This is a genomic window from Variovorax sp. FG153 (assembly GCF_057809595.1).
Map to the genome: position 1 here is coordinate 1 of NZ_JBMDKG010000006.1, position 22,335 is coordinate 22,335.

At 70.4% G+C, this 22,335-nt stretch carries 20 protein-coding genes; 6 read left to right on the plus strand and 14 right to left on the minus strand.

The features are described 5' to 3' along the window. Positions 1-105: 105 nt before the first annotated feature. From ACODT0_RS09140 to ACODT0_RS09150, 3 genes are read left to right on the plus strand one after another with little or no spacing between them, the layout of a single operon-like run. Positions 106-696, plus strand: a complete 591-nt coding sequence (locus ACODT0_RS09140) for an NAD(P)H-dependent oxidoreductase (RefSeq protein ID WP_057595873.1) — start codon at positions 106-108, stop codon at positions 694-696. A gap of 31 nt (positions 697-727) precedes the next feature. Continuing rightward, entirely contained in the window at positions 728-1,699 is a 972-nt protein-coding gene (locus tag ACODT0_RS09145) for a PDR/VanB family oxidoreductase (protein ID WP_413762026.1), read from the plus strand. A gap of 8 nt (positions 1,700-1,707) precedes the next feature. Then, positions 1,708-2,373 (plus strand): TetR family transcriptional regulator C-terminal domain-containing protein, encoded by a 666-nt coding sequence (locus ACODT0_RS09150; RefSeq protein ID WP_057595875.1) that lies wholly within the window; start codon positions 1,708-1,710, stop codon positions 2,371-2,373. On the opposite strand, the gene ACODT0_RS09155 is transcribed toward ACODT0_RS09150, so the two are convergent. The 11 genes from ACODT0_RS09155 to mdeB all read right to left on the minus strand — a co-directional run bounded on the left by ACODT0_RS09155 (position 2,366) and on the right by mdeB (position 14,719). Then, positions 2,366-2,830: a RidA family protein gene (locus tag ACODT0_RS09155; protein ID WP_057595876.1), complete on the minus strand. Its 465-nt coding sequence runs from the start codon at positions 2,828-2,830 to the stop codon at positions 2,366-2,368. The two genes, ACODT0_RS09150 and ACODT0_RS09155, sit on opposite strands and share 8 nt — an antisense overlap. Further along, the gene (locus ACODT0_RS09160) at positions 2,827-4,035 is read right to left on the minus strand and encodes an amidohydrolase family protein (RefSeq protein WP_489041102.1); all 1,209 of its coding nucleotides are present in this window, start codon (positions 4,033-4,035) and stop codon (positions 2,827-2,829) included. The genes ACODT0_RS09155 and ACODT0_RS09160 overlap by 4 nt, the downstream gene beginning before the upstream one ends. Continuing rightward, on the minus strand, positions 4,017-4,835 hold the full coding sequence (gene otnI, locus ACODT0_RS09165) for a 2-oxo-tetronate isomerase (protein ID WP_479671097.1): 819 nt from the start codon (positions 4,833-4,835) through the stop codon (positions 4,017-4,019). Before otnI ends, ACODT0_RS09160 begins: the two co-directional genes overlap by 19 nt. Positions 4,836-4,880: 45 nt before the next feature. Then, positions 4,881-5,555: a class II aldolase/adducin family protein gene (locus ACODT0_RS09170; protein ID WP_489041103.1), complete on the minus strand. Its 675-nt coding sequence runs from the start codon at positions 5,553-5,555 to the stop codon at positions 4,881-4,883. 75 nt (positions 5,556-5,630) lie between these two features. Continuing rightward, a complete protein-coding gene (gene otnK / locus ACODT0_RS09175) occupies positions 5,631-6,902 on the minus strand; it encodes a 3-oxo-tetronate kinase (protein ID WP_489041104.1) in 1,272 nt (423 codons plus the stop codon). A gap of 3 nt (positions 6,903-6,905) precedes the next feature. After that, on the minus strand, positions 6,906-7,919 hold the full coding sequence (gene denD / locus ACODT0_RS09180) for a D-erythronate dehydrogenase (protein WP_296742414.1): 1,014 nt from the start codon (positions 7,917-7,919) through the stop codon (positions 6,906-6,908). Positions 7,920-7,924: 5 nt separating this feature from the next. Continuing rightward, on the minus strand, positions 7,925-8,848 hold the full coding sequence (gene ltnD / locus ACODT0_RS09185; protein ID WP_489041105.1) for an L-threonate dehydrogenase: 924 nt from the start codon (positions 8,846-8,848) through the stop codon (positions 7,925-7,927). A gap of 95 nt (positions 8,849-8,943) precedes the next feature. Continuing rightward, complete coding sequence (locus ACODT0_RS09190; protein ID WP_261208980.1) at positions 8,944-9,753, minus strand: FadR/GntR family transcriptional regulator; 810 nt, start codon at positions 9,751-9,753, stop codon at positions 8,944-8,946. Positions 9,754-9,793: 40 nt separating this feature from the next. After that, positions 9,794-10,966, minus strand: coding sequence for an MFS transporter (locus tag ACODT0_RS09195; protein ID WP_489041106.1), 1,173 nt, complete (start codon positions 10,964-10,966; stop codon positions 9,794-9,796). Between the two features lie 3 nt (positions 10,967-10,969). Then, on the minus strand, positions 10,970-11,974 hold the full coding sequence (locus tag ACODT0_RS09200; RefSeq protein ID WP_489041107.1) for a GlxA family transcriptional regulator: 1,005 nt from the start codon (positions 11,972-11,974) through the stop codon (positions 10,970-10,972). 90 nt (positions 11,975-12,064) lie between these two features. Then, complete coding sequence (gene mdeB / locus ACODT0_RS09205) at positions 12,065-14,719, minus strand: alpha-ketoglutarate dehydrogenase (protein ID WP_489041108.1); 2,655 nt, start codon at positions 14,717-14,719, stop codon at positions 12,065-12,067. Between the two features lie 105 nt (positions 14,720-14,824). Here mdeB and ACODT0_RS09210 point away from each other — a divergent pair, with 105 nt between their 5' ends. Continuing rightward, positions 14,825-15,298 carry an Lrp/AsnC family transcriptional regulator gene (locus ACODT0_RS09210; protein WP_057595886.1) on the plus strand — a complete coding sequence of 158 codons (474 nt, stop codon included), beginning with the start codon at positions 14,825-14,827 and terminating at the stop codon, positions 15,296-15,298. 18 nt (positions 15,299-15,316) lie between these two features. On the opposite strand, the gene ACODT0_RS09215 is transcribed toward ACODT0_RS09210, so the two are convergent. The 3 genes from ACODT0_RS09215 to mltA all read right to left on the minus strand — a co-directional run bounded on the left by ACODT0_RS09215 (position 15,317) and on the right by mltA (position 21,230). Then, positions 15,317-17,365, minus strand: a complete 2,049-nt coding sequence (locus tag ACODT0_RS09215) for a PhoX family protein (protein ID WP_489041109.1) — start codon at positions 17,363-17,365, stop codon at positions 15,317-15,319. A gap of 223 nt (positions 17,366-17,588) precedes the next feature. Then, positions 17,589-19,853, minus strand: coding sequence for a PhoX family protein (locus ACODT0_RS09220; RefSeq protein ID WP_489041110.1), 2,265 nt, complete (start codon positions 19,851-19,853; stop codon positions 17,589-17,591). A gap of 225 nt (positions 19,854-20,078) precedes the next feature. Beyond that, entirely contained in the window at positions 20,079-21,230 is a 1,152-nt protein-coding gene (mltA, locus tag ACODT0_RS09225; protein WP_261208972.1) for a murein transglycosylase A, read from the minus strand. Between mltA and ACODT0_RS09230 the strand changes: the two genes are divergently transcribed. Next, on the plus strand, positions 21,229-21,390 hold the full coding sequence (locus ACODT0_RS09230; protein WP_172705778.1) for a hypothetical protein: 162 nt from the start codon (positions 21,229-21,231) through the stop codon (positions 21,388-21,390). The genes mltA and ACODT0_RS09230 overlap by 2 nt on opposite strands. Positions 21,391-21,585: 195 nt before the next feature. Continuing rightward, on the plus strand, positions 21,586-22,248 hold the full coding sequence (locus tag ACODT0_RS09235; protein ID WP_057597447.1) for a YiaD family glycine zipper/OmpA-like lipoprotein: 663 nt from the start codon (positions 21,586-21,588) through the stop codon (positions 22,246-22,248). Positions 22,249-22,335: the final 87 nt, after the last annotated feature.

The following is a 22,335-nucleotide window of genomic DNA, read 5'->3' on the forward strand; positions in this document are numbered from 1 at the left end:
GTGCGGACGCACACGCGTCGTCGCGCGCCTTGATGGGCGGGCTCTGGCGAGCTTCGCGACCCCTTGCATAGCGTTAACAGGTCCTATCGGCGAACCGGCCCTCCCATGAAAACGCTCGTCGTTCATTGCCATCCGAACCCTGACAGCTTCAACCACGCGCTCTACCGCACGGCGCTCGCCGCCCTCGAACCCCGCCACCAGGTCCGGGCCATCGACCTGTACGCCGAGGGCTTCGACCCGACGCTGACCCGCGAGGAACGCATCGCGTACCTCGACAACACCCAATTGATCCGCGAACGCGTGCAACCCCACGTCGAAGCGCTGCTGTGGGCCGAGCACCTGGTGTTCGTCTATCCCACCTGGTTCCACGGACCGCCCTCGATGCTCAAGGGCTGGCTGGAGCGGGTGTGGCTGCCCGGCGTGGCCTTCCTGCCGGCCGAGCGCAAGGGCCAGGCCGCGCGCTCGGGCATGCGCCACATCCAGCGCCTCACGGTGGTCACCACGGGCGGCTCGCCGCGCTGGTTCGTGATGGCCATCGGCGACCCCGGGCGGCGGCTGTTCACGCGCGCGCTGCGCGCCCTGTTCGCCTGGCGCTGCAAGGTGACCTGGCTGCAGCTGCACGACATGAACGCCGTGACCGCGCTCGACCGCACGCGCTTCATCGAGCGCGTGGCGCGCAAGCTGCAAACGCTGTGACCACGACCCCAACGATCCGGGAGAAAACACCATGAGCCTCGAACGCACGCTCACCGTCCGCGTGACGCGCATCGCGCGCCAGACGCCCGAAATCCTGGCCTTCGAACTGGCCCATCCCTGGGGCCGCGCGCTGCCCGGCTACGAGGCCGGCGCGCACATCGACGTGCACATGCCCGGCGGCTTCTCGCGCCAGTACTCGCTGGCGCGCGCGCCCTCGGCGGGCGCCGTCTCGTCCTACCTGATCGGCGTCAAGCGCGAGGCCGCGAGCCGCGGCGGCTCGGCCTCGATGCACGAGCGCGTGCGCGAAGGCGACCTGCTGCCGATCAGCACGCCGCGCAACACCTTCCCGCTGCAGGCGCGGGCGCGCCATCACCTGCTGCTGGCCGGCGGCATCGGCATGACGCCGCTGCTGGCGATGGCGCAGGCACTGGCCGCGCGCGGCGAGGGCTTCACGCTGTGCGTGTTCGCGCGCGCCGAGGAGCACCTGGCCTTCGCCGAGGCGCTGCGCGATCCGGCGCTGGCGCCGCACGTGCGGCTGCACCTCGACCAGGGCGACGCCTCGCAGCGCATCGACCTGCGCGCGCTGCTGGCCGCGCATGCCGGTGCCGCCCATCTCTATGTCTGCGGCCCCGGCGGCTTCATGCAGGCGGTGCGCGACGCGGCCGCCGCCGCGCGGTGGCCCGAGGACGCGATCCACGCCGAGTACTTCGCCGCGCCCACCGATGCCGCCGCCACCGCGGGCCAGCCCTTCGTGCTGCGGCTCGCGCAGCGCGGCATCGTGGTGCCGGTGGCGGCCGACCAGACCGCCGTCGACGCACTGCACGAGGTCGGCATCGACATCCCGGTGTCCTGCGAGCAGGGCCTGTGCGGCACCTGCGTGGTCGGCGCCGAAGGCGAGGGCGCCGAGCACCGCGACTTCTGCCTCACGGGCAGCGAGCGGCGCCACAAGGTGGCGCTGTGCTGTTCGCGCGCCAAGGGGGCCGAGCTGGTGGTGCAGCTCTGAGACCGCGCATGGCCAGGACCACCGCCGTCGACACCGCCGAGGACGCCGAGGGCCCCGCCACGCGCGGGCGCTCGCGCAAGTACGCGCAGGTGCTCGGCGTGATCAACCAGGCCGCGATCGAGGTGTTCGCGAGCGAGGGCCTGGCCGGCGCCTCGACGCAGGCGATCGCCGACAAGGCCGGGCTCTCGAAGGCGCAGCTGCACTACTACATCGACAGCAAGGAGGCGCTGTACCGGCAGATCCTGCAGGACATCCTCACCGACTGGATCGTGGTGTTCGGCTTCGACGACGAGGCCCTGGGCCCGCGCAAGGTGCTCGGCGACCTGATCCGCCGCAAGATGGCGTTCTCGTTCGAGCACCCGCTGCGCTCGCGCATCTTCACGGCCGAGATGCTGCGCGGCGCGCCGGTGCTCAACCCCCTGATGGACACGAGCAAGCAGCGCACCGACCAGGCCGCCGCCGTGATCCGCAACTGGATGGACCAGGGCCTGATGGACGAGGCCGACCCGATGCTGGTGCTGTTCCACATCTGGGCCGTGACGCAGTTCTACGCCGACCACGCGACCCAGGCCGCGTACTTCCGCAACACCGCGCAGCACGGCGACGAACAGGACCGCGGCTACCTGGTCGAGCAGGTGACGGCGTTCCTGTTCAAGGGCGCGGGCGTCAGGTAGCGCGCACCGGCAGGTACATGGTGGCCTCGACCTCCACCAGCACCTCGTCGCCCGGCAGGAAGCGCGACACCTCCACCACCGTGCTGACCGGCGGCTCGCCCGGATAGAACAAACCGCGCACGCGGTTGTAGAAGGCGTAGTGCGGCAGGTGGCGGAAGTACTGCACCAGCTTCACCACGTCCTCCATGGTGCCGCCGTGCTCGGCCGCGATCTGGCGGATGCGCTCCAGCACGAACCAGCTCTGCGCCACGATCGGCGCCTCGAACACGTCGACCGACATCTGGCCGGTGGCGTAGCCCAGGCCCTGCAGCGCGCTGCGCCCGGCCTCGGGAATGGCGTCGTAGCCGGCGACCGCGCGGCGCGTGGCCGGGTCGACGGCGACCACGCCGCTCATGTAGACGAAATCGCCGACGCGCTTGGCGGCGGCATAGTTGGCCATCGGCTTGCCCATGCTCATGCGGTGTGCTCCAGGATCCGGCCCGCGCGGATGACGCTGCGGCGGCGGCCGCGCGGGTCGATGAGTTCGTGTTCGTCGGTGGCGGCCAGCACCACCAGATCGGCCGGACAACCCGCGGCGATGCGACCGTCCCAGGCCAGCCCGAGCGCGCGCGCCGGCGCGAGCGTGATGCTGTCGATCCAGTCGAGCGCCGGCGCGAGGTGCGCCACCTGCACGCCGAGGCCGAAGGTCTCGACGAGGTCGTAGCTGCCGTAGGGATAGAAGGCGTCCTGCACGTTGTCCGTTGCCAGGCTCGCACGCAAGCCGCGTGCCGCGGCCTCGCGGATGCGCGTGATGCCGCGCGGCACCGGCGTGCGGTCCCAGGCGCCCTGCAGGTAGAGGTTGGTGGTGGGCAGCGCGACCAGGTGCAGGCCCGCGCCCGCGCACAGCGCCAGGGTTTCGTGCGCCACGGCATCGTCCTGCACCGAGAGCGAGCAGGCATGGCCGCAGACCACGCGGCCCGCGAAGCCGCGTGCGCGCACCAGCTGCGCGATGGCGCGCAGGCCGCTGGCGTCGGCATCGAGGCCCTCGTCGACATGGAAGTCGAGCGACAGCCCGTGCCTGTGCGCGAGCTCGAACACGCGGTCGAGCTTGGGCAACAGGGCCTCGTTGCGGTAGACGAAGGCGCCGAGCGCGCCGCCCGCGCGCGCCACCTCGCGCGCGATGCGCTCGCCGGCCTCGGCATCGGCGAACAGGTCGAGCGGCGTGAGCGAGACGAACTGCAGCTCGACGCGGCCGCGCCAGGCCTCGCGCAGCGATTCGAACACCGCGAGCGAGACCGGCGCCTCGGGCTGCACCCAGTCGAGGTGGGTGCGCAGCGCGCGCGTGCCGCTGCGCCAGGCGTCCTCAAGCGCGCGCTCCATGCGCGGGCGCAGCGAGCCGGCGGTCCAGCCGGCGCGGTGGCCGTTCATGCGCTCGATGGCCGCGAACAGGTTGCCCTGCGCCGCGCCCACTTCCTGCACGGTGTAGTTCTTGTCGATGTGCGCATGCGCGTCGACGCAGGCGCTCAGCACGATGCCGCACGCCACCTCTTGCTGCGCGCTCGGCGCGACCGAGGCCACGCGATCGCCGTCCAGCACCAGGTCGAACAGCTCGGCCTCCGACGCGAAGCCGCGCAGCGGCTTCGGGATGCGCAGCGCCTCGAGCTTCACTGCGCCTCGCGCCACGCGCGCAGCCAGCCCAGCCCGGCCGAGGTGCCGCCGGGTTCGCTGCCGCGCCGCGGCCGGTATTCGCAGCCGACCCAGCCCTGCCAGCCGGTCTGCGCCGACACCTCGTCGATCACCTGGAACAGGTAGGGATAGTTCTGCTCGCCGATGTCGGGCTCGTGGCGCTCGGGCACGCCGGCGATCTGGATGTGGCCGACGCGGCCGGTGGGCAGGTACTGGCGGATCTTCATCGCGACGTCGCCCTCGACGATCTGGCAGTGGTAGAGGTCCATCTGCACCTTGAGGTTCGGCGCGCCGATGCTCTCGACGATGGCGTGCGCATGGTCCTGTCGGTTGAGGAAGAAGCGCGGGATGTCGCGCGTGTTGATCGGCTCGATCAGCACGTCGCGCCCGGCCTTGGCGGCCTCCTCGGCGGCCCAGCGCAGGTTGTCGACGTACACCTGCTGCACGGCATCGGCCGTGAGGCCCTCGGGCACCAGCCCGGCCATGACGTGGATGCGCGGGCAGTCGAGCGCGACCGCGTAGTCGATGGCCTTGGCAATGCCTTCGCGGAACTCGGCATCGCGCCCCGGCAGGCAGGCCAGGCCGCGTTCGCCGCCCTCCCAATTGCCGGGCGGGCCATTGAAGAGCACCTGTTGCAGGCCGTTGTGCCGGAGGCGCGCGACGATGTCCTCCTTGGAGAAGGCATAGGGAAACAGGTACTCGACGGCCTCGAAGCCGTCCTTCGCGGCGGCATCGAAGCGATCGAGGAAGTCCAGCTCGGGATAGAGCATCGAGAGGTTGGCGGCGAAGCGTGGCATGGCGTTGTCTCTTTGAAGTTCTGGCGATTGTGGTCTCGAACGAACTTACCAGCGCGCGCCGAAAGTCGCGCGCAGTTCGGCGATCTGTTCGGGCGACAGCGACGCGGGTGGCGTGGCATGGTCGCGCGTCATGAGGTGGAGCCTGGCGGTCTCCTCGAGTTCCTCGAGCACGGCCATCGCGGCGGCGGGGGTGTCGTGCCACACGTTGGGGCCGAGGCGGTCGAGCATCACGGCACGGATCGGCACGCCGGCCGCGCCGCGCTGCGCGATGGCCTGCGCGACCTCGGCCGCCGCTTCGGGCGCGCCCGGACGGTGGTAGTGGATGCGCGGCACGTGGCCGACCTTCATCACGAAATAGGGCGTGAGGGCAGGCAGCAGTTCGTCGCTGGCTCCGCTCAAGGTGAGCGCGACGCAGTGGGAGCTGTGGGTGTGGATCACGCAGGCGGTGTCGGCATCGAATGCTCGCGCTGCTTCGTAGATGCGCATGTGCAGTGCGATGGTCTTGCTGGCACGGTCACCGCTGGTCTGTTGCCCCTGCGCATCGAGCCTCGCGAGCCGCGCGGGGTCGAGGAAGCCCAGGCAGGCATCGGTGGGGGTGATGAGGAAACCGCCGTCTTCCAGGCGCACGCTGATGTTGCCGGCCGTGCCGTGGACGTAGCCTCGGTCGAACAGGCTTTTTGCCGTGCGGCAGATTTCTTCTCTTGCTTTTGTTTCGGTCATGGTTTTTTTGGCTTGTTCGGGGCGCGTGCACAGGACCCATCGGCGTGAGCCCGCCCCGAACACGACCCAGGCAGTTCACCCCAACACCGCAAACGCCTTGGTAAAGAAATCATCCCCCCCGAAGTTCCCCGACTTCAAGGCGATATGCACCCCGGTGTCAGGCGCCAACGAGGAACGCGCATGACACCACGGCACCCCCGGATCGATCTGCGGCCCGATCTGCATCTGCGCGATGCCGAGCGCCTGCACGCAGGCCCCGGAGGTTTCGCCGCCCGCCACCACGAGCTGGCGCACACCGTGCTCGACCAGCCCGCGCGCGATCGCGGCGATGGTGCGCTCGACCATCGCGCCGGCCTCTTCCACGCCCAGTTGGCCTTGCACCGACTTCACGGCACCGGCTTCGGCCGTGGAGTAGACGAGCACCGGCCCCTTGTCGATCAGCGGCGCGGCCCAGGCCAACGCCTCCGCCGCGACATCGACACCGGCCGCGATGCGCAGAGGATCGATGGCCAATGCCGCGCCGCCACGGCCGATGAAGTCGAGCACCTGCCGGTTGGTGGCCAGCGAGCAGCTGCCCGACACCACCGCCGTGCGGCCGCCGGCCTTCGGCAGCGCGCTGGCCTGCGAGGAGGGTGCGAGCCCGAAATTGGCCGGCAGGCCGATGGCCACGCCCGAGCCCGCGGTGACCAGCGGCAGCTTCGCGAGTGCCGGGCCCATGCGCAGCAGGTCGTCGTTCGACACCGCGTCGACGATCGCGATCGACACGCCCTCGGCCTTCAGCTGCGCGATGCGCGCTTCGATCGCTTCCGCGCCGCGCGCCACCACCGCGTGATCGATCAGCCCCACCTTGCGCCGGCACTGCGCCTGCAGCACCCGCACCAGGTTCGGGTCGGTCATCGGCGTCAGCGGATGGTTCTGCATGCCGCTCTCGTTGAGCAGCACCTCGCCCGCGAACAGGTAGCCCTTGAACACCGTGCGCTTGTTGTCGGGGAAGGCCGGCGTGGCGATGGTGAAGTCGCAGCCCAGCGCCTCCATCAGCGCCTCGGTCACCGGGCCGATGTTGCCCTGCGGCGTGCTGTCGAAGGTCGAGCAGTACTTGAAGTAGATCTGTTGCGCGCCCTGCGCCTGCAGCCAGCGCAGCGCCTCGAGCGACTGCGCGATGGCCTCGGCCGGCGCGATGGTGCGCGACTTGAGCGCCACCACCACCGCATCCACGTCGGCCGCGAGCGGGCCCTCGGGCACGCCGATCGTCTGCACCACGCGCATGCCCGCGCGCACCAGGTTGTTGGCGAGGTCGGTGGCGCCGGTGAAATCGTCGGCGATGCAGCCGAGCAGCAGCTTCGCCATGGCTCAGCCCTTCACCGCGAGCTTGACCGCCTGCGGGTTCTCGCGCACGTAGTCGCGCAGGATCGCGTCGAAGCTGGCATCGGCCTTCAGGCCCAGCGCCTCGGCACGCGCCGCATGCACGCGGCTGGGCCAGCTCGTGACGATCTTCGCGATCGCCGCGTCGGGCTCCCAGTCGATCAGGCTCGTCGCCTCGGTGCCCGCGATGCGCTCGAGCGCCTGCGCCATCTCGCGCACGGTGGTGGTCAGCGCGGGCAGGTTGACCGCCGTGCGCGCGCCCCACTCGGCGCCGCTGGCCGTGGCCGCGCGCACGATGCCCGCGATGGTGTTGCCGGGCGAGGCGAGTGCCACCGGCGTGTCGGGCGCGACCGGGCAGCGCGCGCGTTCGCCCGCCAGCGGTTCGCGCAGCATGCCGCTGAGGAAGCTCGAGGCCGCGCCGTTGGGCCGGCCCGGACGCACCGACACCGTCATCAGCCGCACGTTGCGGCCCTGCACGAAGCCCTTGCGCGTGAAGTCGGCCACCAGTTGCTCGCCGACGAACTTCTGGATGCCGTAGCTGTTCTGCGGCGTGGGCAGCGTCGTGTCCTCGATCAGGGCCGGCAGCCGCTGCTCGGGCGAATCGCCGAACACCGCAACGGAGCTCGAGAACACGAACACCGGCGCATGGCCGGCGCGGCGCGCGGCCTCGAGCAGCGCGCGCGTGGTGTCGAGGTTGCTGCGCATGCCGAGGTCGAAGTCGGCCTCGCATTCGCCGCTGACGGCGGCCGCCAAGTGGAACACGAGCTGGCTGCTGGCGATCGGCAGCGCGCCGCTTTGCGCCTGCTCGAGCAGGTCGCCCTGCAGGAACTGCACGCGCGCGTCGGCCGCGAGGTCGGCCGGCGGCGCCACGCGGTCGGCCAGCACGATGCGTTCGATGGGCTGCGGTGCGGCGCCGGCCAGCGCCAGCGGTCCCTGGGCGAGCAGCGTGCGCGCGAGGCGCGCGCCGAGGAAGCCGCAGCCGCCGGTGATGAGGATGTTCATGGTCGTCATTCTGGAGTGGATGTCGAGGAAGGCAGCGTGATGCCCGGGAAGATCTTGATCACCGCGCTGTCGTCCTCGCGCGCATGGCCCGCGGTCGAGGCCTGCATGAACATCTGGTGCGCGGTCGACGACAGCGGCAGCGGAAACTTGCTCGCACGCGCCACGTCGAGCACCAGGCCCAGGTCCTTCACGAAGATGTCGACCGCCGACAGCGGCGTGTAGTCGCCAGCGAGCACGTGCGCCATGCGGTTCTCGAACATCCAGCTGTTGCCCGCGCTGTGGGTGATGACCTCGTAGAGCGCGGCCGGGTCCACGCCCTCGCGCAGGCCCAGCGCCATGGCCTCGGCCGCGGCCGCGATGTGCACGCCGGCCAGCAGCTGGTTGATGACCTTCACCTTGCTGCCCGCGCCCGCGCTGTCGCCGAGCCGGTAGACCTTGGCGGCCATCGCGTCGAGCACGCCGCCGGCCTTTTCGTAGGCCGCGGGCGTGCCGGCGGTCATCATCGTCATCTGGCCGTTCGCGGCCTTGGCGGCACCGCCCGAGATCGGCGCGTCGAGGTAGAGCAGGCCGAGCTTCGCGAGCCGCGCCTCGAGCGCCACCGACCAGTTCGGGTCGACGGTCGAGCACATCACGAACAGGCTGCCGGGCTTCATCGAGGCCGCGCAGCCCGGCGTGCCGCCATCGCCGAACAGCACCGCCTCGGTCTGCTGCGCGTTCACGACGACCGAGATCACGATGTCGCTGGCGGCGCCGAGCGCGGCCAGCGTGTCGCAGGCGGTGCCGCCGTCGCGCGCGAAGGCCTGCGCGGCCTCGCGGCGCAGGTCGAACACGTGCGGCGCATGGCCCGCGCGGCGCAACGACTGCGCCATGCCGGCGCCCATGGCGCCGAGGCCCACGAGGCCGACGACGGGAGGGGAGGAAGTGGTCATGGAGGAAGGGGCAGGATGATTTGTCAGGTCATCATACAAATTTGAAGCGACTTTGTCTTGCCCGGAATTCCCCCGACCGCCCCCCCGACCGACTCTCAGGAAGCCTTCTTGCGCCGCCCCTTGCCGGCCGCCGCGCTCTCCTGCAGCCCCTCGACCAGCGGCCGCGCGAGCTGCGCGCCCTCCTGCTGCCAGAAGGCCGGGTCGGCCTGCTCGATGCGGCGGATCGCGTTGTCCATGTGAGTCTTGGCGGCCTCGCGCGCGCGCAGCGCATCGCCGGCCTCGATCGCCTCGACGATGCGCGCGTGTTCCTGCGCCACCTCGCGCGCGAAGTCGGCGCGGCGCGCCTCGTTGGCACGCGTGACGCGGGTGGCGCCATGCAGGAACTGCCGCAGGTACTGCAGGGTGCCGATCAGGAACGGGTTGCGCGCGGCCTCGGCGATGGCGCGATGGAAGCGCACGTCCTCCTCGGCGCCGTTGCCGCCCACGGCCACGGCCGCATGCAGCGCCGCGATCGCGTCGCGGATGCGGCGCACGTCCTCGGCCGTGCGGCGCTCGGCCGCCAGCGCCGCCACCTCGGCCTCGAGCGCACGGCGCAGCTCGACCATCTGGATCACCGCCTCGCGCGAGGCCACGTGCGGCAGTTCGAAGCGCAGCGGCTCGACCCCGGCCGCGCGCACATACACACCGCTGCCCTGGCGCGAATCGACCAGCCCGAGCGACTTGAGCCGCGACACCGCTTCGCGCACCACCGTGCGGCTGACGCCGAACTGCTCGGCCAGCGCGGACTCGGTCGGCAGCCGGTCGCCTTCGGACAAGCGCCCGCTGCGCACCTCGGCCGCCAGCGCATCGGCCACCTGGTCGGCCAGGCGGACGGCGGGGGCGAGCGATTGGAAGCGGGCGGTCATGAATGGGCTGCGACTCTAACGCAGGCCCTTGCAACGCCTCCTAGGCCCGTCCGACCGCCGGCCGCGCGTTGAACCAAAGCAGCGTCAGCGCGAACGCCAGCAGCGGCAGCATCGCGAGGTTGATCGCGATCCAGCCCACGCCCGCGAGCAGCGCGCCCGAACCGAAGGACATCAGCACGGCCGTGGTGCCGTTGCTCAGCTCCATCAGCGCCTGCGCGGGTCCGCGCTCGTGCTCGGCATGCGCCTCGGCCAGCAGCGTGGTGCCGGCGATCAGCATCAGGTTCCAGCCCAGGCCCAGCAGCAGCGAGCTCGCGAGGAAGTGCGCGAAGTCCTGGCCCGAGAGCGCGACCGCGGCGCTGGTCGCGAGGATCGCCGAGCCCAGCATCGCGACGCGGCGGCTGCCCCAGCGGTCGACCAGCGCGCCGGCGAAGAAGGCCGGCGCGAACATGCCGAGCACATGCCACTGGATCACCTGCGCGGCCGCGGCGGCGGAGAAGCCGCAGAAGTCCATCGCGAGCGGGGTCGCGTTCATCGCCAGCACCATGAGGCCGTGGCCGATGGCGGTCATGAGGATGGCGGCGCGCAGCATCGGTCGCGCGAGCAGCGCGCGCATCTGGGCCCAGCCGCGCGCCACGGCCGGCGGCGCCGCGCCCTCGCGCAAGCGCGACATGGCGGCCACGCCGCACAGCGCCAGCACCGCGATCGCGAGGTAGGCGCCCGCGAAGGGCACGGGCAGCGCATTGCGAGTCCAGACCGCGATGGCGGGCGCGAACACCGCCGCGCAGACACCGCCGCCGACCACCAGCGCGGCGGCGCGGCCCTTGTGGCGCGGCTCGACGGCCTCGAGCGCGGCATAGCGGTAGAAGCCGGCCGAGGCCTGGTAGCCGCCGATGCAGGCGGCGCCGAGGCAGAACAGCGCGAAGCTGCCGAGCCCCAGGCCCGTGGCGCAGACCAGCCCGCCCACCACGCCGAGCAGCGCGCCGCCCATCAGGCCATGGCGGCGGCCGCGCCGCTGCATGAACATCGACAGCGGCGACACGGCCGCGAGATTGCCGAGCACCAGCAGCGCGAGCGGCAGGGTGGCCAGCGCGGGCCAGGGCGCGAGCCGCAGGCCCGCGACCGAGGTCAGCGTGATGCCGATGATCGAGCACGACCAGTAGAGCGCCTGGCCAAGGAACAGCAGCCGGATCGCGGGATTGCGCAGCAGCTGCATCGCTCAGCCCCCGGCGCCGAAGCGCTGCACGAAGGCCTGCGGGCTCACGGCGAGGTGCTTGTGGAAGCTGCGCCGCAGCGTCTCGGGATGGCCGAAGCCGCACAGCCGCGCGACCGTCGACACCGAGGTCTGCGCATGGGCCAGCAAGGCCGAGGCGGCCTCGACGCGCACCCGCTCGACGTAGTGGCCGGGCGTCATGCCGAGCTCGCGCCGGAACACGCGGCTCAGGGTGCGCGGCGGCATGCAGGCGCGCTCGGCCAGCGCCTCGAGCGAGAGGTCGCCCGCGAGCTGGCCCGGGATCCATTCGAGCAGCGACGACAGCCTCGGCGCATGCGTGGCCTCGGGCGCGAGGAAGCGGCTGAACTGCGCCTGCCCGCCGGGCCGGCGCAGGAACATCACGAGCCGGCGCGCCACCGCCAGCGCGATCGCGCGGCCGAGGTCGTGCTCGACCAGCGCCAGCGCGAGGTCGATGCCGGTGGTGACGCCGGCCGAGGTGAAGACATGGCCATCGCCCTCGCGCCCGCTCGGGTCGTAGGTATGGAGCCGGTCGGCCGCCACCTCGATCGCGGGATGGCGCGTGCGCAGCGCCTCGACGCTGTCCCAGTGGGTGGTGGCGAGGCGGCCGTCGAGCAGGCCGGCCTGCGCGAGGATCAGCGCGCCCGAGCAGACCGAGCCGAGCCGGCGCACGCGCGGCTCGGCGCGCTGGAGCCAGGCCAGCAGCGGCGCGTTGCGCAGCTGGGCCTCGGCGCCCCAGCCGCCGGGCACGAGCACGGTGTCGAAGCGCGCCGGGTCCTGGTCCTCGCGCGCGGCCTCGGCCAGCAGCGAGAAGCCGGCCGAGCAGGCCACCGGTCCCACCGCGTCGGCCAGCAGGTGCAGCGAATAGCCGGCCGGGCGGCCCTGGCGCTGCAGCTCGACATTGGCCGAGGCGAACACCTGCAGCGGACCGGTGACGTCCAGCACCTGGACATCGGGATAGATCGTGCAGGCGATGGCGCGCGGCGTTTGCATGCCGGCAGTGTCGTGCGCGCCGCGGTTGGCCGCAACGACAACGACCCCACGGATCCGGCCACTTTCGGCGTGGCCGGCCCGTTCGGTCGATCAGCCCAGCGCGTGCCGCGCGGCCTTCGCGATGCTCTGCGCGTCGACGCCGAAGAAGCCGCGCAGGGCGGCGCGCGTGTCGCTGCGCCCGAAGCCGTCGGTGCCCAGCGTGAGGTAGCGGCGGCCCGCGGGCAGGAAGGCACGGATGCTCTCGGGCACGGCGCGCACGTAGTCGGTGGCGGCGACGATCGGCGCCTTGCCCTGGCCGAGCTGGCGCGCGACGAAGGCCTCGCCCGTGTCCTCGCCAGCGATGGCGCGCTGCTCGCAGGCCAGGCCGTCGCGCGCGAGCTCGCTCCAGCTCGTGACGCTGAACACCTCGGCCTCGATGCCCTCGTCGGCCAGCAGCTGCGCGGCCTTCACGACCTCGGTGAGGATCGCGCCCGAGCCCAGCAGCGTGACCTTCTTCTTCGCCTTGCCCGAGGCCGGCGCGTAGGTGCCAAAGCGATAGCAGCCGCGCAGGATGTCGGCCTCGGCGCCCGCGGGCACGTCGGGCTGCGCGTAGTTCTCGTTCATCAGCGTGACGTAATAGAACACGTCCTGCTGCTCGACCATCATCTCGCGGATGCCCGCGTCGACGATCACCGCCATCTCGCCCGCGTAGGCCGGGTCGTAGGCCTTGCAGTTGGGAATGGTCGCGGCCACGAGGTGGCTGCTGCCGTCCTGGTGCTGCAGGCCCTCGCCGCCGAGCGTGGTGCGCCCCGAGGTGGCGCCGAGCAGGAAGCCGCGCGCGCGCTGGTCGGCCGCGGCCCAGATCGCGTCGCCCACGCGCTGGAAGCCGAACATCGAGTAGTAGATGTAGAACGGCAGCATCGCCAGGCCGTGCACGCTGTAGCTGGTGGCCGCGGCGGTCCAGCTCGCGATGGCGCCGGCCTCGCTGATGCCTTCCTCGAGGATCTGGCCGTCGGTGGCCTCGCGGTAGCTGAGCACCGAGCCGATATCCTCGGGCGCGTAGCGCTGGCCCACGCTCGAATAGATGCCGACCTGCTTGAACAGGTTCGCCATGCCGAAGGTGCGCGCCTCGTCGGCCACGATCGGCACGATGCGCGGGCCCAGCGCCTTGTCCTTGAGCAGGTTGCCCAGCAGGCGCACGAAGGCCATGGTGGTGCTCATCTCCTTGCCAGCGGCCGCGACCGCGAACTGCGCGTAGTTCGCGATGTCGGGCTTGGCCACCGCTTCGCAGGCGGTCTCGCGGCGCGGCATGGCGCCGCCGAGCGCCTCGCGGTGCTGGCGCAGGTAGCGCATCTCGGCGCTGTCCTCGGCCGGGCGGTAGAAGTCCATGGCGGCGGCCTGCGCGTCGCTCAGCGGCAGGTCGAAGCGGTCGCGGAACTCGATCAGGTCGACCTCGCCCATCTTCTTGTGCGAGTGCGTGGTCATCTTGCCCTGGGCCGCGCTGCCCATGCCGTAGCCCTTCTTGGTGTGGGCCAGGATCACGGTGGGCCGGCCCTTGTGGACGGCCGCCGCGGCATAGGCGGCATGGATCTTCACGAGGTCGTGCCCACCGCGCTTGAGGCGGTCGATCTGCTCGTCGGTCATGCCCTCGGCCAGGCGCGCGAGCTCGGGGTTCTGGCCGAAGAAGTTGTCGCGGTTGAAGCGGCCGTCCTTGGCCGCGAAGGTCTGCATCTGGCCGTCGACGGTGGCGGCGAAGGCGCGCGCCAGCGCACCGCTGGTGTCGCGCGCGAACAGGCCGTCCCAGTCGCTGCCCCAGACCAGCTTGATCACGTTCCAGCCGGCGCCCGCGAACAGCTTCTCGAGCTCGTCGATGATGCGGCCGTTGCCGCGCACCGGGCCGTCGAGCCGCTGCAGGTTGCAGTTGACCACCCACACGAGGTTGTCGAGCTTCTCGCGCGCGGCCAGGGTCAGCGCGCTCATCGATTCGGGCTCGTCCATCTCGCCGTCGCCGAACACGCCCCAGACCTTGCGGCCTTCGCAGTTCAGCAGGTTGCGGTGCGAGAGGTAGCGCATGAAGCGCGCGTGGTAGATCGAGCTGATCGGGCCGATGCCCATCGAGCCGGTGGGGAACTGCCAGAAGTCCGGCATCAGGTAGGGATGCGGGTAGCTGCACAGGCCGCGCGCGCCGCTGCCGTCGACGAAGGCGGGCGCGGTGAGTTCCTGGCGGTAGTGCGCGAGGTCGCCTTCGCTCAGGCGCCCTTCGAGGTAGGCGCGCGCATAGACGCCGGGCGCGCTGTGCGGCTGGAAGAACACGAGGTCGCCACCATGGGCGGCGCTGCGCGCATGGAAGAAATGGTTGAAGCCGGTCTCGAACAGGTCGGCCGCGCTCGCATAGCTCGCGATGTGCCCGCCGAGCTCGCCATAGGCCTGGTTGGCCTTGGCCACCATCGCGAGCGCGTTCCAGCGCATCAGCGAGGCCAGCTTCTCCTCGACCGCGAGGTCGCCCGGGAACGGCGGCTGGTCCTCGGCCGCGATGGTGTTGACGTACGGCGTCGACAGCTCCGGCTGCCAGCCGATGCGCTGCTGGCGTGCGAGCCGTGCGAGTTCGTCGAGCATCTGGCGCGCGCGCTGCGGCCCGTGGACCTGCGCCAGCGCGAGGAAGGACTCGCGCCATTCGGCGGTCTCGGCGGGATCGGGGTCGTGCGACAGCGCTGCCTCGTCGAGCAGCAGGGCACGGATCTGGTCGGCGGAAATCGGGGCGTTCATGTCGGCACTTTAAGCCGCCACGAAAAGAATTGGCTACTGCTGCGGCCCGCAGCTTGACGGCTCGTCGGCATAAAATTCCGCCAATCCACCAGATCACGGCATTTCATGCAACTCGACGCGATCGACCTGCGCATCCTCGACGAACTGCAGCGCGACGGCGCGCTGTCGAACGTGGAGCTCGCGCGCCGCGTGCACCTGTCGCCCTCGCCCTGCCTCGCGCGCGTGAAACTGCTCGAGACCGAGGGCGTGATCGACCGCTACGTGGCGCTCGCGAGCGCCAAGGCGCTGGGCCTGGGCCTCAACGTGTTCATCTCGATCAGCCTCACGACGCAGAGCAAGCAGTCGCTGGCCGACTTCGAGCAGCGCATCGCCGAGCACGACGAGGTGATGGAGTGCTACCTGATGACCGGCGACAGCGACTACCTGATCCGCATCGCGGTGGCGGACATGGCGGCGCTCGAGAAGTTCATCCTCGAGCAGCTCACGCCGATCCCGGGGATCGAGAAGATCCGCTCGAGCTTTGCGCTCAAGCAGGTGCGATACAAAACGGCGCTGCCGTTGCCGACAGCGCCGTCCTGATCTCTTCGGCGGGGCCGATTACTTCGAGAGCTTCGGCTGGATCGGGTCGGCGGTGAGGTAGCCGACGGCCGCCGCGTAGCGTTCCTTGTAGTTCGCTCGCACGTACGGGTTGAGGAGGTCCTGCAGGGCCTTCGAGTGGATGCCGCCCCAGTCGCCCGGGTGCTGGAAGTTGCTCATGATGTAGGTCCAGCCGTTGATCTCGTCCACGGCATGCAGGCCGGTCGACTCGCCGCCTGCGGGGATCGACATGATGCGCGACAGCTTCTTGGTGTCGATGTTGTACGCCCACAGGAAGTTGTTGACGTGGCTGCTGCTGTCCTCGCCGATGAAGAGGGTGCGCATCTTCTCGGAGAACTTCAGGTTGTCGGGGTTGCCGATGATGTCCGGGTTCGAGGTGTTGCCCAGCGGGTCGGCCGTGATGTCCTCGCCCACGATCAGCGCGCGGGTCTGGGTCGGCACCCATTCGCTGACGATCGCGGCGCCGTCGCCGTCCTTCTGGCCGCCCGCGAGGTTGTGGGCCATCACGCCACCCGCGCTGAGCTTCTTCGGCAGCGCGATGTTGGTGGCGGCGGTCCAGCCCTTGCCGCCGCTGACCATCGAGTCCTGGATGTTCTGCAGTGCCGAGTAGGCGACCTTGTCCTTGATATTGACGGTCGTGCCTTCCATCTTGGTGAAGGCCATGCTCGCGCCCTTGAGGTTGGCGTAGCGGTGGGTCTCGAGGAAGGCGGCGGCCTTCTCCATGCCCGGCTTCAGGCGGACCCAGTTGGCCTTGCCGTCGCAGTACATCAGCGTGTAGCTGGCGTCGACCGGCGTCGCCGGGGTCAGCGGCGTGGCGTCGTTGCTGCCGTTCTGCACGGCGTACACCACGTCGAGGATGTCCGAGGCCTTGAGCGTGTTGGCCAGGGCTTCGATCTCGGCGCTGGTGGCGTGGCCGAGCTTGATCCACGACATCTTCGTGGCGGCGGCGGCCGGGTCGATCGAGTAGCCCGCGTCGTACCTGGCGACGTAGAGCGTGCCGGCCGAGAGGTCCTTCTCCTTGTCGGCCACGAACATGAAGAAGCCGCCGTTGGTGTAGTCGTCGCCCATGATGGCGGTGCGCTGGTCGGGCATGACCTGGATCAGCTCGTGCGAGATGCGGCCCAGGCAGTAGTGCTTCTTCACGCTGCCGGTGCCGTCGGCATTGACGGTGATCTCGGGCAGGTGGCCGTAGTGGTAGGGGTTGGCCGTGGTCTCGTCGCCGAACACGTTCTTGCTGTAGGCCTTGAACATCGTGTTGGTGGAGATGCTGGCCGCGTCGGGCTCGTACTCCTCGCTCGACAGGTGGGTGCCCCAGGGCGACAGGCTCGCGCCGCAGGTGATCCACAGGCCGTGCGCGCTCGACATGTCGACGTTGTGGTACTTCACCAGGCTGAGCTTGCCGGTGGTCTGGTCCTGGTCGAGCGTGAGCACCGCGATCGGCGAGGGCAGCGTGCCGTAGGTGTTGCCGCCGGCGAGGTCGCGCGTGGTGTATTCGAACTGGACCACGGCGAACACCGGCTTGCCCTTGACGCCGTCGACCTTGGCATTCGGCACGGTCAGCAGCGAGGTGCCGTCGGGGCTGTCGGAGTAGAACTGGCGCGTGTTGACCGGCACCGACTTGTCCATGATGGGCTGGTTCTTGATGTCGTAGTAGCCGCCGGCCAGGACCTTGCCGCCCTTGCCGTCCGGCACGAGGTCGCCGGTCAGGAAGAAGGGCTGGTAGGCGAGGCGGTACTCGGTCGAGCTGCCGTTGTCGAACGAGATCTTCAGCGTGGAACCGACCGTGGTCGTGGACATGGCGGCCGGGTCGGCCAGCGTGGGCGCGGCCATGCCGGTGAATTCGGCCGACTTGAACTGCGCGGCGGGCGCCGGTGCGGGTGCGGGCGCGGGTGCCGGAGGAATGACGGGCAGGAAGCCGCCGCCGCCTCCGCCACCGCCGCAGGCGGTCAGGAAGGCAACGCCGCCGAGCGGCAGCATCGGTGCGGCACCGAGCAGTTTGAGGGCGTGGCGGCGCGAGGCGCCGGACTGCGCCTTGGTGGAATCGGACATGGATTTCTCCCGAGTTGTCGTGGGGTGTCGAGGGCGACCGTGCAGCCTCTGTTTCTCTCCGCTGCCGGTCAGCCGCGAACCTTAGTTAACTACTGTGACGACGGCATGCATCGCACATGACAAGGCCGTGACACCGCGCACGCGGATGTGACGACATCCGCGTGTCGCTCCCACTCGGGAGCCCCATGCGCGGACCGGCGAGGCCGGTCCGCGGCGCGGGGTTTCAGAGGCCGATCAGGCCGCCGTCGTCCTTGGTGATCACCAGCGTGGCCGAGCGCGGGCGGGCATTGCCGCCCTGCGGCCAGTGGCTGCCGTACTGGGTCGGGTCGGAGATGGCCGTGCGGGCCGTGGTTTCGCCCGGATGCTGGATGTTCACGAACAGCGCGCGGCCATCGCCCGATTCGGCGATGCCGGTCAGCTCGCAGTCCTTCGGTCCCACCAGGAAGCGGCGCAGGCCGTCGGTGCCGGGGGCCTTGCCCACGAAGGTGTTCTGCGTCAGCGTGGTCGTGCCATCGGTGTTGGTGATCACCTTCGCGCCGCCGTCGCCGAGCTTGCCCGGCAGCGCCGCCAGCAGCATGCAGTTGGTGACGTCGGTGTAGGCACCGTCGTCGGTCTGCAGCCACAGCAGGCCCGGGGCGGCGTGGCTGAACCACATGCCGTCGGGGCTCGAGAAGTCGTTGTCGGCCGAGAGCTGCGACACATTGACGTCGGCCGCGGCGGTGGAGCGCGCGCCGAACAGGTAGACGTCCCACTTGAAGCTCAGCGCGGCCGGGTCGGCGTTGTCGTCCGCGAAACGCACGATGTGGCCGTTCGGATTGCCCGTCTGGTTCGTCTTGCCGTCCTTGATGTCGTTGTAGAAGCGCGGATTCGCGCCATTGGTCTGGCCGATGGGTCGCGAGCTGGCATTGGTGTTGGTCAGCGTCACGTAGACGTCGCCGTTCTTCGGGTTCACGGCGGTCCACTCGGGCCGGTCCATCTTGGTCGCGCCGGCGGAATCAGCGGCCAGGCGAGCGTTGATCACCACGTCGGCCGCGTCGGCGAAGGCGTAGTTGGTGTTGCTCGAGGTGATGCCGTTGACGCCGAGCTTGAGCTCGAGCCACTTGCCGGTGCCGTCGGCATCGAAGCGGGCCACGTAGAGGCGGCCGTCGTCCATGTACTTGTCGCCGGCGGCCATGCCGCCACCGATGTCGGCCGCGTCCCAGTTCTTCGTCGAGACGAACTTGTAGATGTACTCGTTGCGCGAGTCGTCGCCCATGTACCAGACCAGCGGCTTGCCGACCACGACCGGGCCGAGGCAGGCGCCTTCGTGGCCGAAGCGGCCGAGCGCGGTGCGCTTCTTCGGCGTGCTCGAGGGGTTGAAGGGATCGATCTCGACCACCCACCCATAGGTGTTGTGGCCGTTGCGGTAGTCAGCGGTCGCGCTGGCGCCGAGCACCTCGGTGTTCCAGCGGCCGTACTGGTTGTCGGCGGTGTCGGGCGTGACGGTGGCCCAGAGTTCGCGGCCGGTGCCGGAGACGCCGTAGCGGCTGAAGGACTTGAGTTCCTTGGCGCTGCGCTTGGCATCGTCAGTGGCGGCGACGCGGCGGAAGTAGCCGGCCCAGTTCTCCTCGCAGGTCAGGTACGTGCCCCACGGCGTGGTGCCGTTGGCGCAGTTGTTGAGCGTGCCGCGGGTCTTGCTGCCGTCGGTCGAGAACTTGGTCTTCAGGTAGTCGGTCTTGGCGGCCGGGCCCGAGAAAGCCATCTCGGTCAGCGTATGGATGCGACGGTTGAAGCTCGAGTCCTGCTTGTAGCTCCAGGTGTTGCCGGTCTTGTTGACCTCGATCACGCTCACGCCGTGCAGATAGAACTCGCGCAGCACCTCGCCGGGCACGTTGCGTTGGCCGTCGATCAGCGACGCGCTCGTTGCGCTGCTGTAGACCGGGTTGAGCGCCGTCGGGCCGGTGGGATGCAGGAACAGCGGCGTGATCGCCTCGTGGTTCATCACCAGCAGGCCGCGCGTCGCGTTGGCGGCGTCCCACTTGTTCGAACCGTTCATGCCGAAGAAGGTCATGCCGTCGTGGTGGTCGCCGGCGCGGCGGTCGTAGGTGGCCGGATCGTCGGTGCCGTCGTTCTTGTACGCGGCCACGCCGGCGGCCATCGGGTCGCCCAGGCGGAAGAGCACGCTGGCGGTGTAGCCGGCGGGCACGGTGACCACGTCGGCCAGGCTCTTGGCCACGGGGTTGAAGTTGAGCTTCAGCGGTGCCGGGGGCGCGGGCGGCGGGGGTGCCGGTGCGGGCGGGGGCGGGACGATGGGCAGGAACCCGCCACCGCCGCCTCCACCGCCGCAGGCCTGCAGCAGCGCGGTGCCGGCGGTACCGACGCCCAGGCCGAACAGATGGCGGCGGCTCAGGCGCGAAGCGATCAGGTCGTTGAACGACGGGTTCTTGCTGGGATTGGTGCCGACGTCGTCGAGATCGTACGAAGGGTCGTCGCGGGTAGGTGCGGTCATGCGCGCTGTCTTTCTCGTGGGTTGGAAAAGAAACCAGCCCGCGAAGTTAGGTAGAACGAATGACAGTTCCGTGAATTGGTCAGCTTCTGTTCAGGTTCATTCGACCTGTGTTTTTGTGGTTGTCACGATGCCGCCATGCGACGGCTCACGGCATCCAGATGCGGACGAAAAAAAGGGGGCTTCGAGCCCCCGATGAATGGACGAGGCATCGAGCCCCGCGCGGAGTCAAGGCGGCGGCAGCTGCTTCGGCCACAGCGCCCACAGGCGCAGCGACTGGTTCATGCTGGCCGCGAAGCGCCCGGCATCGGCGCCGGTGCCCGCGAAGTAGTCGGCGCGCACCGCGCCGACGATGGCGCTGCCGGTGTCCTGCGCCACCACCAGCTTCTGCAGCTGCGCGGACGGGCCCGCGGAGGCCAGCCATACCGGGGTGCCGTAGGGGATGCTCTCGCGGTCGACCGCGATCGAGCGGCCCGCGGTCAGCGGCACGCCCTGGGCGCCGCGCGGGCCGAAGGCGGCATCGACCTCGTTCAGGTCCTCCTCGCGGAAGAACACGTAGCGCGGATTGCTCCACAGGAGCTGCGACACGCGCTGCGGGTTCTGCGCCACCCAGGCCTTGGTGTCGTCGGGCCAGCGGCCGACCTTGGTCACGCCCTGCGACATCAGCCACTGCTGCACGCTGCGGTAGGGCTGCTCGTTGGTGCCGGCGAAAGCCATGCGCACCGTGCGCTGCGAGCCGTCGGCCTCGGTCAGGCGCAGCCGGCCCGAGCCCTGGATGTGCAGCATCAGCGCGTCGATGGGGTCGGCCATCCAGGCGATCTCGCGGCCGCGCAGCGCGGCCTGGGCCTCGGGCAGGGTCTCGATCTCCTGGCGCGTGTACCAGGGACGCCGCGGCACGAAGCCCGCGGGCACCTGGTAGAGCGGGATGTTGAACTGCGCGGTCGGCACGCGCGAGGCCTCGTACACCGGCTCGTAGTAGCTGGTGAGCTTGCCCTCGCTCGAGCCGGCGAGCGACTCGACGCGGTAGGGCTGCAGCCGCTGGGTCATCCACTGGCGCTGCTCGTCCAGGCTCGCGATCGCGAGCTGACGCACCTCGCGGCACAGCGGCGCGAAGGCGGCATTGGGCCGCGAGCAGTTCGCCACCAGCGCGATCCAGGCCTCGTGCAACGGGTCCTCGCCGAAGCCCGGCAGCTCGGCCCAGCCCACGGGCACCCAGCGGCTCTTGGGGTGGGCCATCGATCCGGTGAGGGGGCCGAGGTCGCGCGGCGGCTGCACGACGGGGGGGCGGGTGGGGGTGTCGGGCACGCGCGGCCCGACGGAGCAGCCGGCCAGCGTTGCTACGATCGCGAGCCCAACCAGCCACTGGAGTCCATTTCTCATGGGTTTGATTTTGCTTGAAGCCCTCGCGGCCGGACTCCTGTTCATCGGCATCGTCTGGTGGACCATGTTCTCGGGCCGCAAGAAAGGCGAGCTGCACGAGGAGGACGAGCCCAAGGCGGGGGACGCGAAGGACCAACAAGACCCGCCGCCGCATCCGTGAATTCCTCCTGCAGTCCCGGGTCGACGCGCGCTGTCGGAGAACGGCCCATTGGCTATTACTTTGGTAGCAATCCAGCGAGCAATCACGGGCCCTGTCACGGCTTCCGGTGTTTCAGGACGGCCCCGGAAGCCGTACCATCCCAGCCGCCGCAAGGCTAAGCTGTGCCCGCTTGAACCAACCTCGAAAGGGATCGCCATGAAGAAACTCGTACTCGCCACCACCTCGCTCGCCATCGTTCTCGCGGGCTGCGCGGGCGGCGGCATGTCCGACACGCAGCGCAACACCGCCATCGGCGCGGGCGCTGGCGCCCTGGGCGGCGCCGTCATCGGCTCGGCCACCGGCGGCAACCGCGGGGCGATCGGCACCGGTGCCGTGGTCGGCGCGGCGGCCGGCGCGCTCGGCGGCTACCTGTGGTCGCAGCGCATGGAAGCGCAGAAGCGCCAGATGGAAGCCGCCACCCAGGGCACCGGCGTGGCCGTGACGCAAACCCCCAACAACGAGCTCAAGCTCGCGATCCCGAGCGACGTCTCCTTCGACGTGGGCCGCTCGAACATCAAGCCCAACTTCGCGCCGGTGCTCGACCAGTTCGCCAGCGGCCTGCGCAACAACCCGGCCGCCGAGGTGCGCATCATCGGCCACACCGACAGCACCGGCTCCGACGCCATCAACAACCCGCTGTCGGTCGACCGCGCCGCGAGCACGCGCGACTACCTGGTGGCGCGCGGCGTGAACGCGGCCATCTTCCGCATCGAGGGCCGCGGCTCGCACGAGCCGATCGCCGACAACAACAGCGACGCGGGCCGGGCGCAGAACCGCCGCGTCGAGATCTACGTCGGCGAGCGCGGACCGCGCGGCTGACGACCGGACGGCCGCCAAGCGGCCGTCCCCCTGCAGGGAAGGCAGGCGCGCCGGACCACCGGCGCCCACATCCACGTCTTGTCCAAT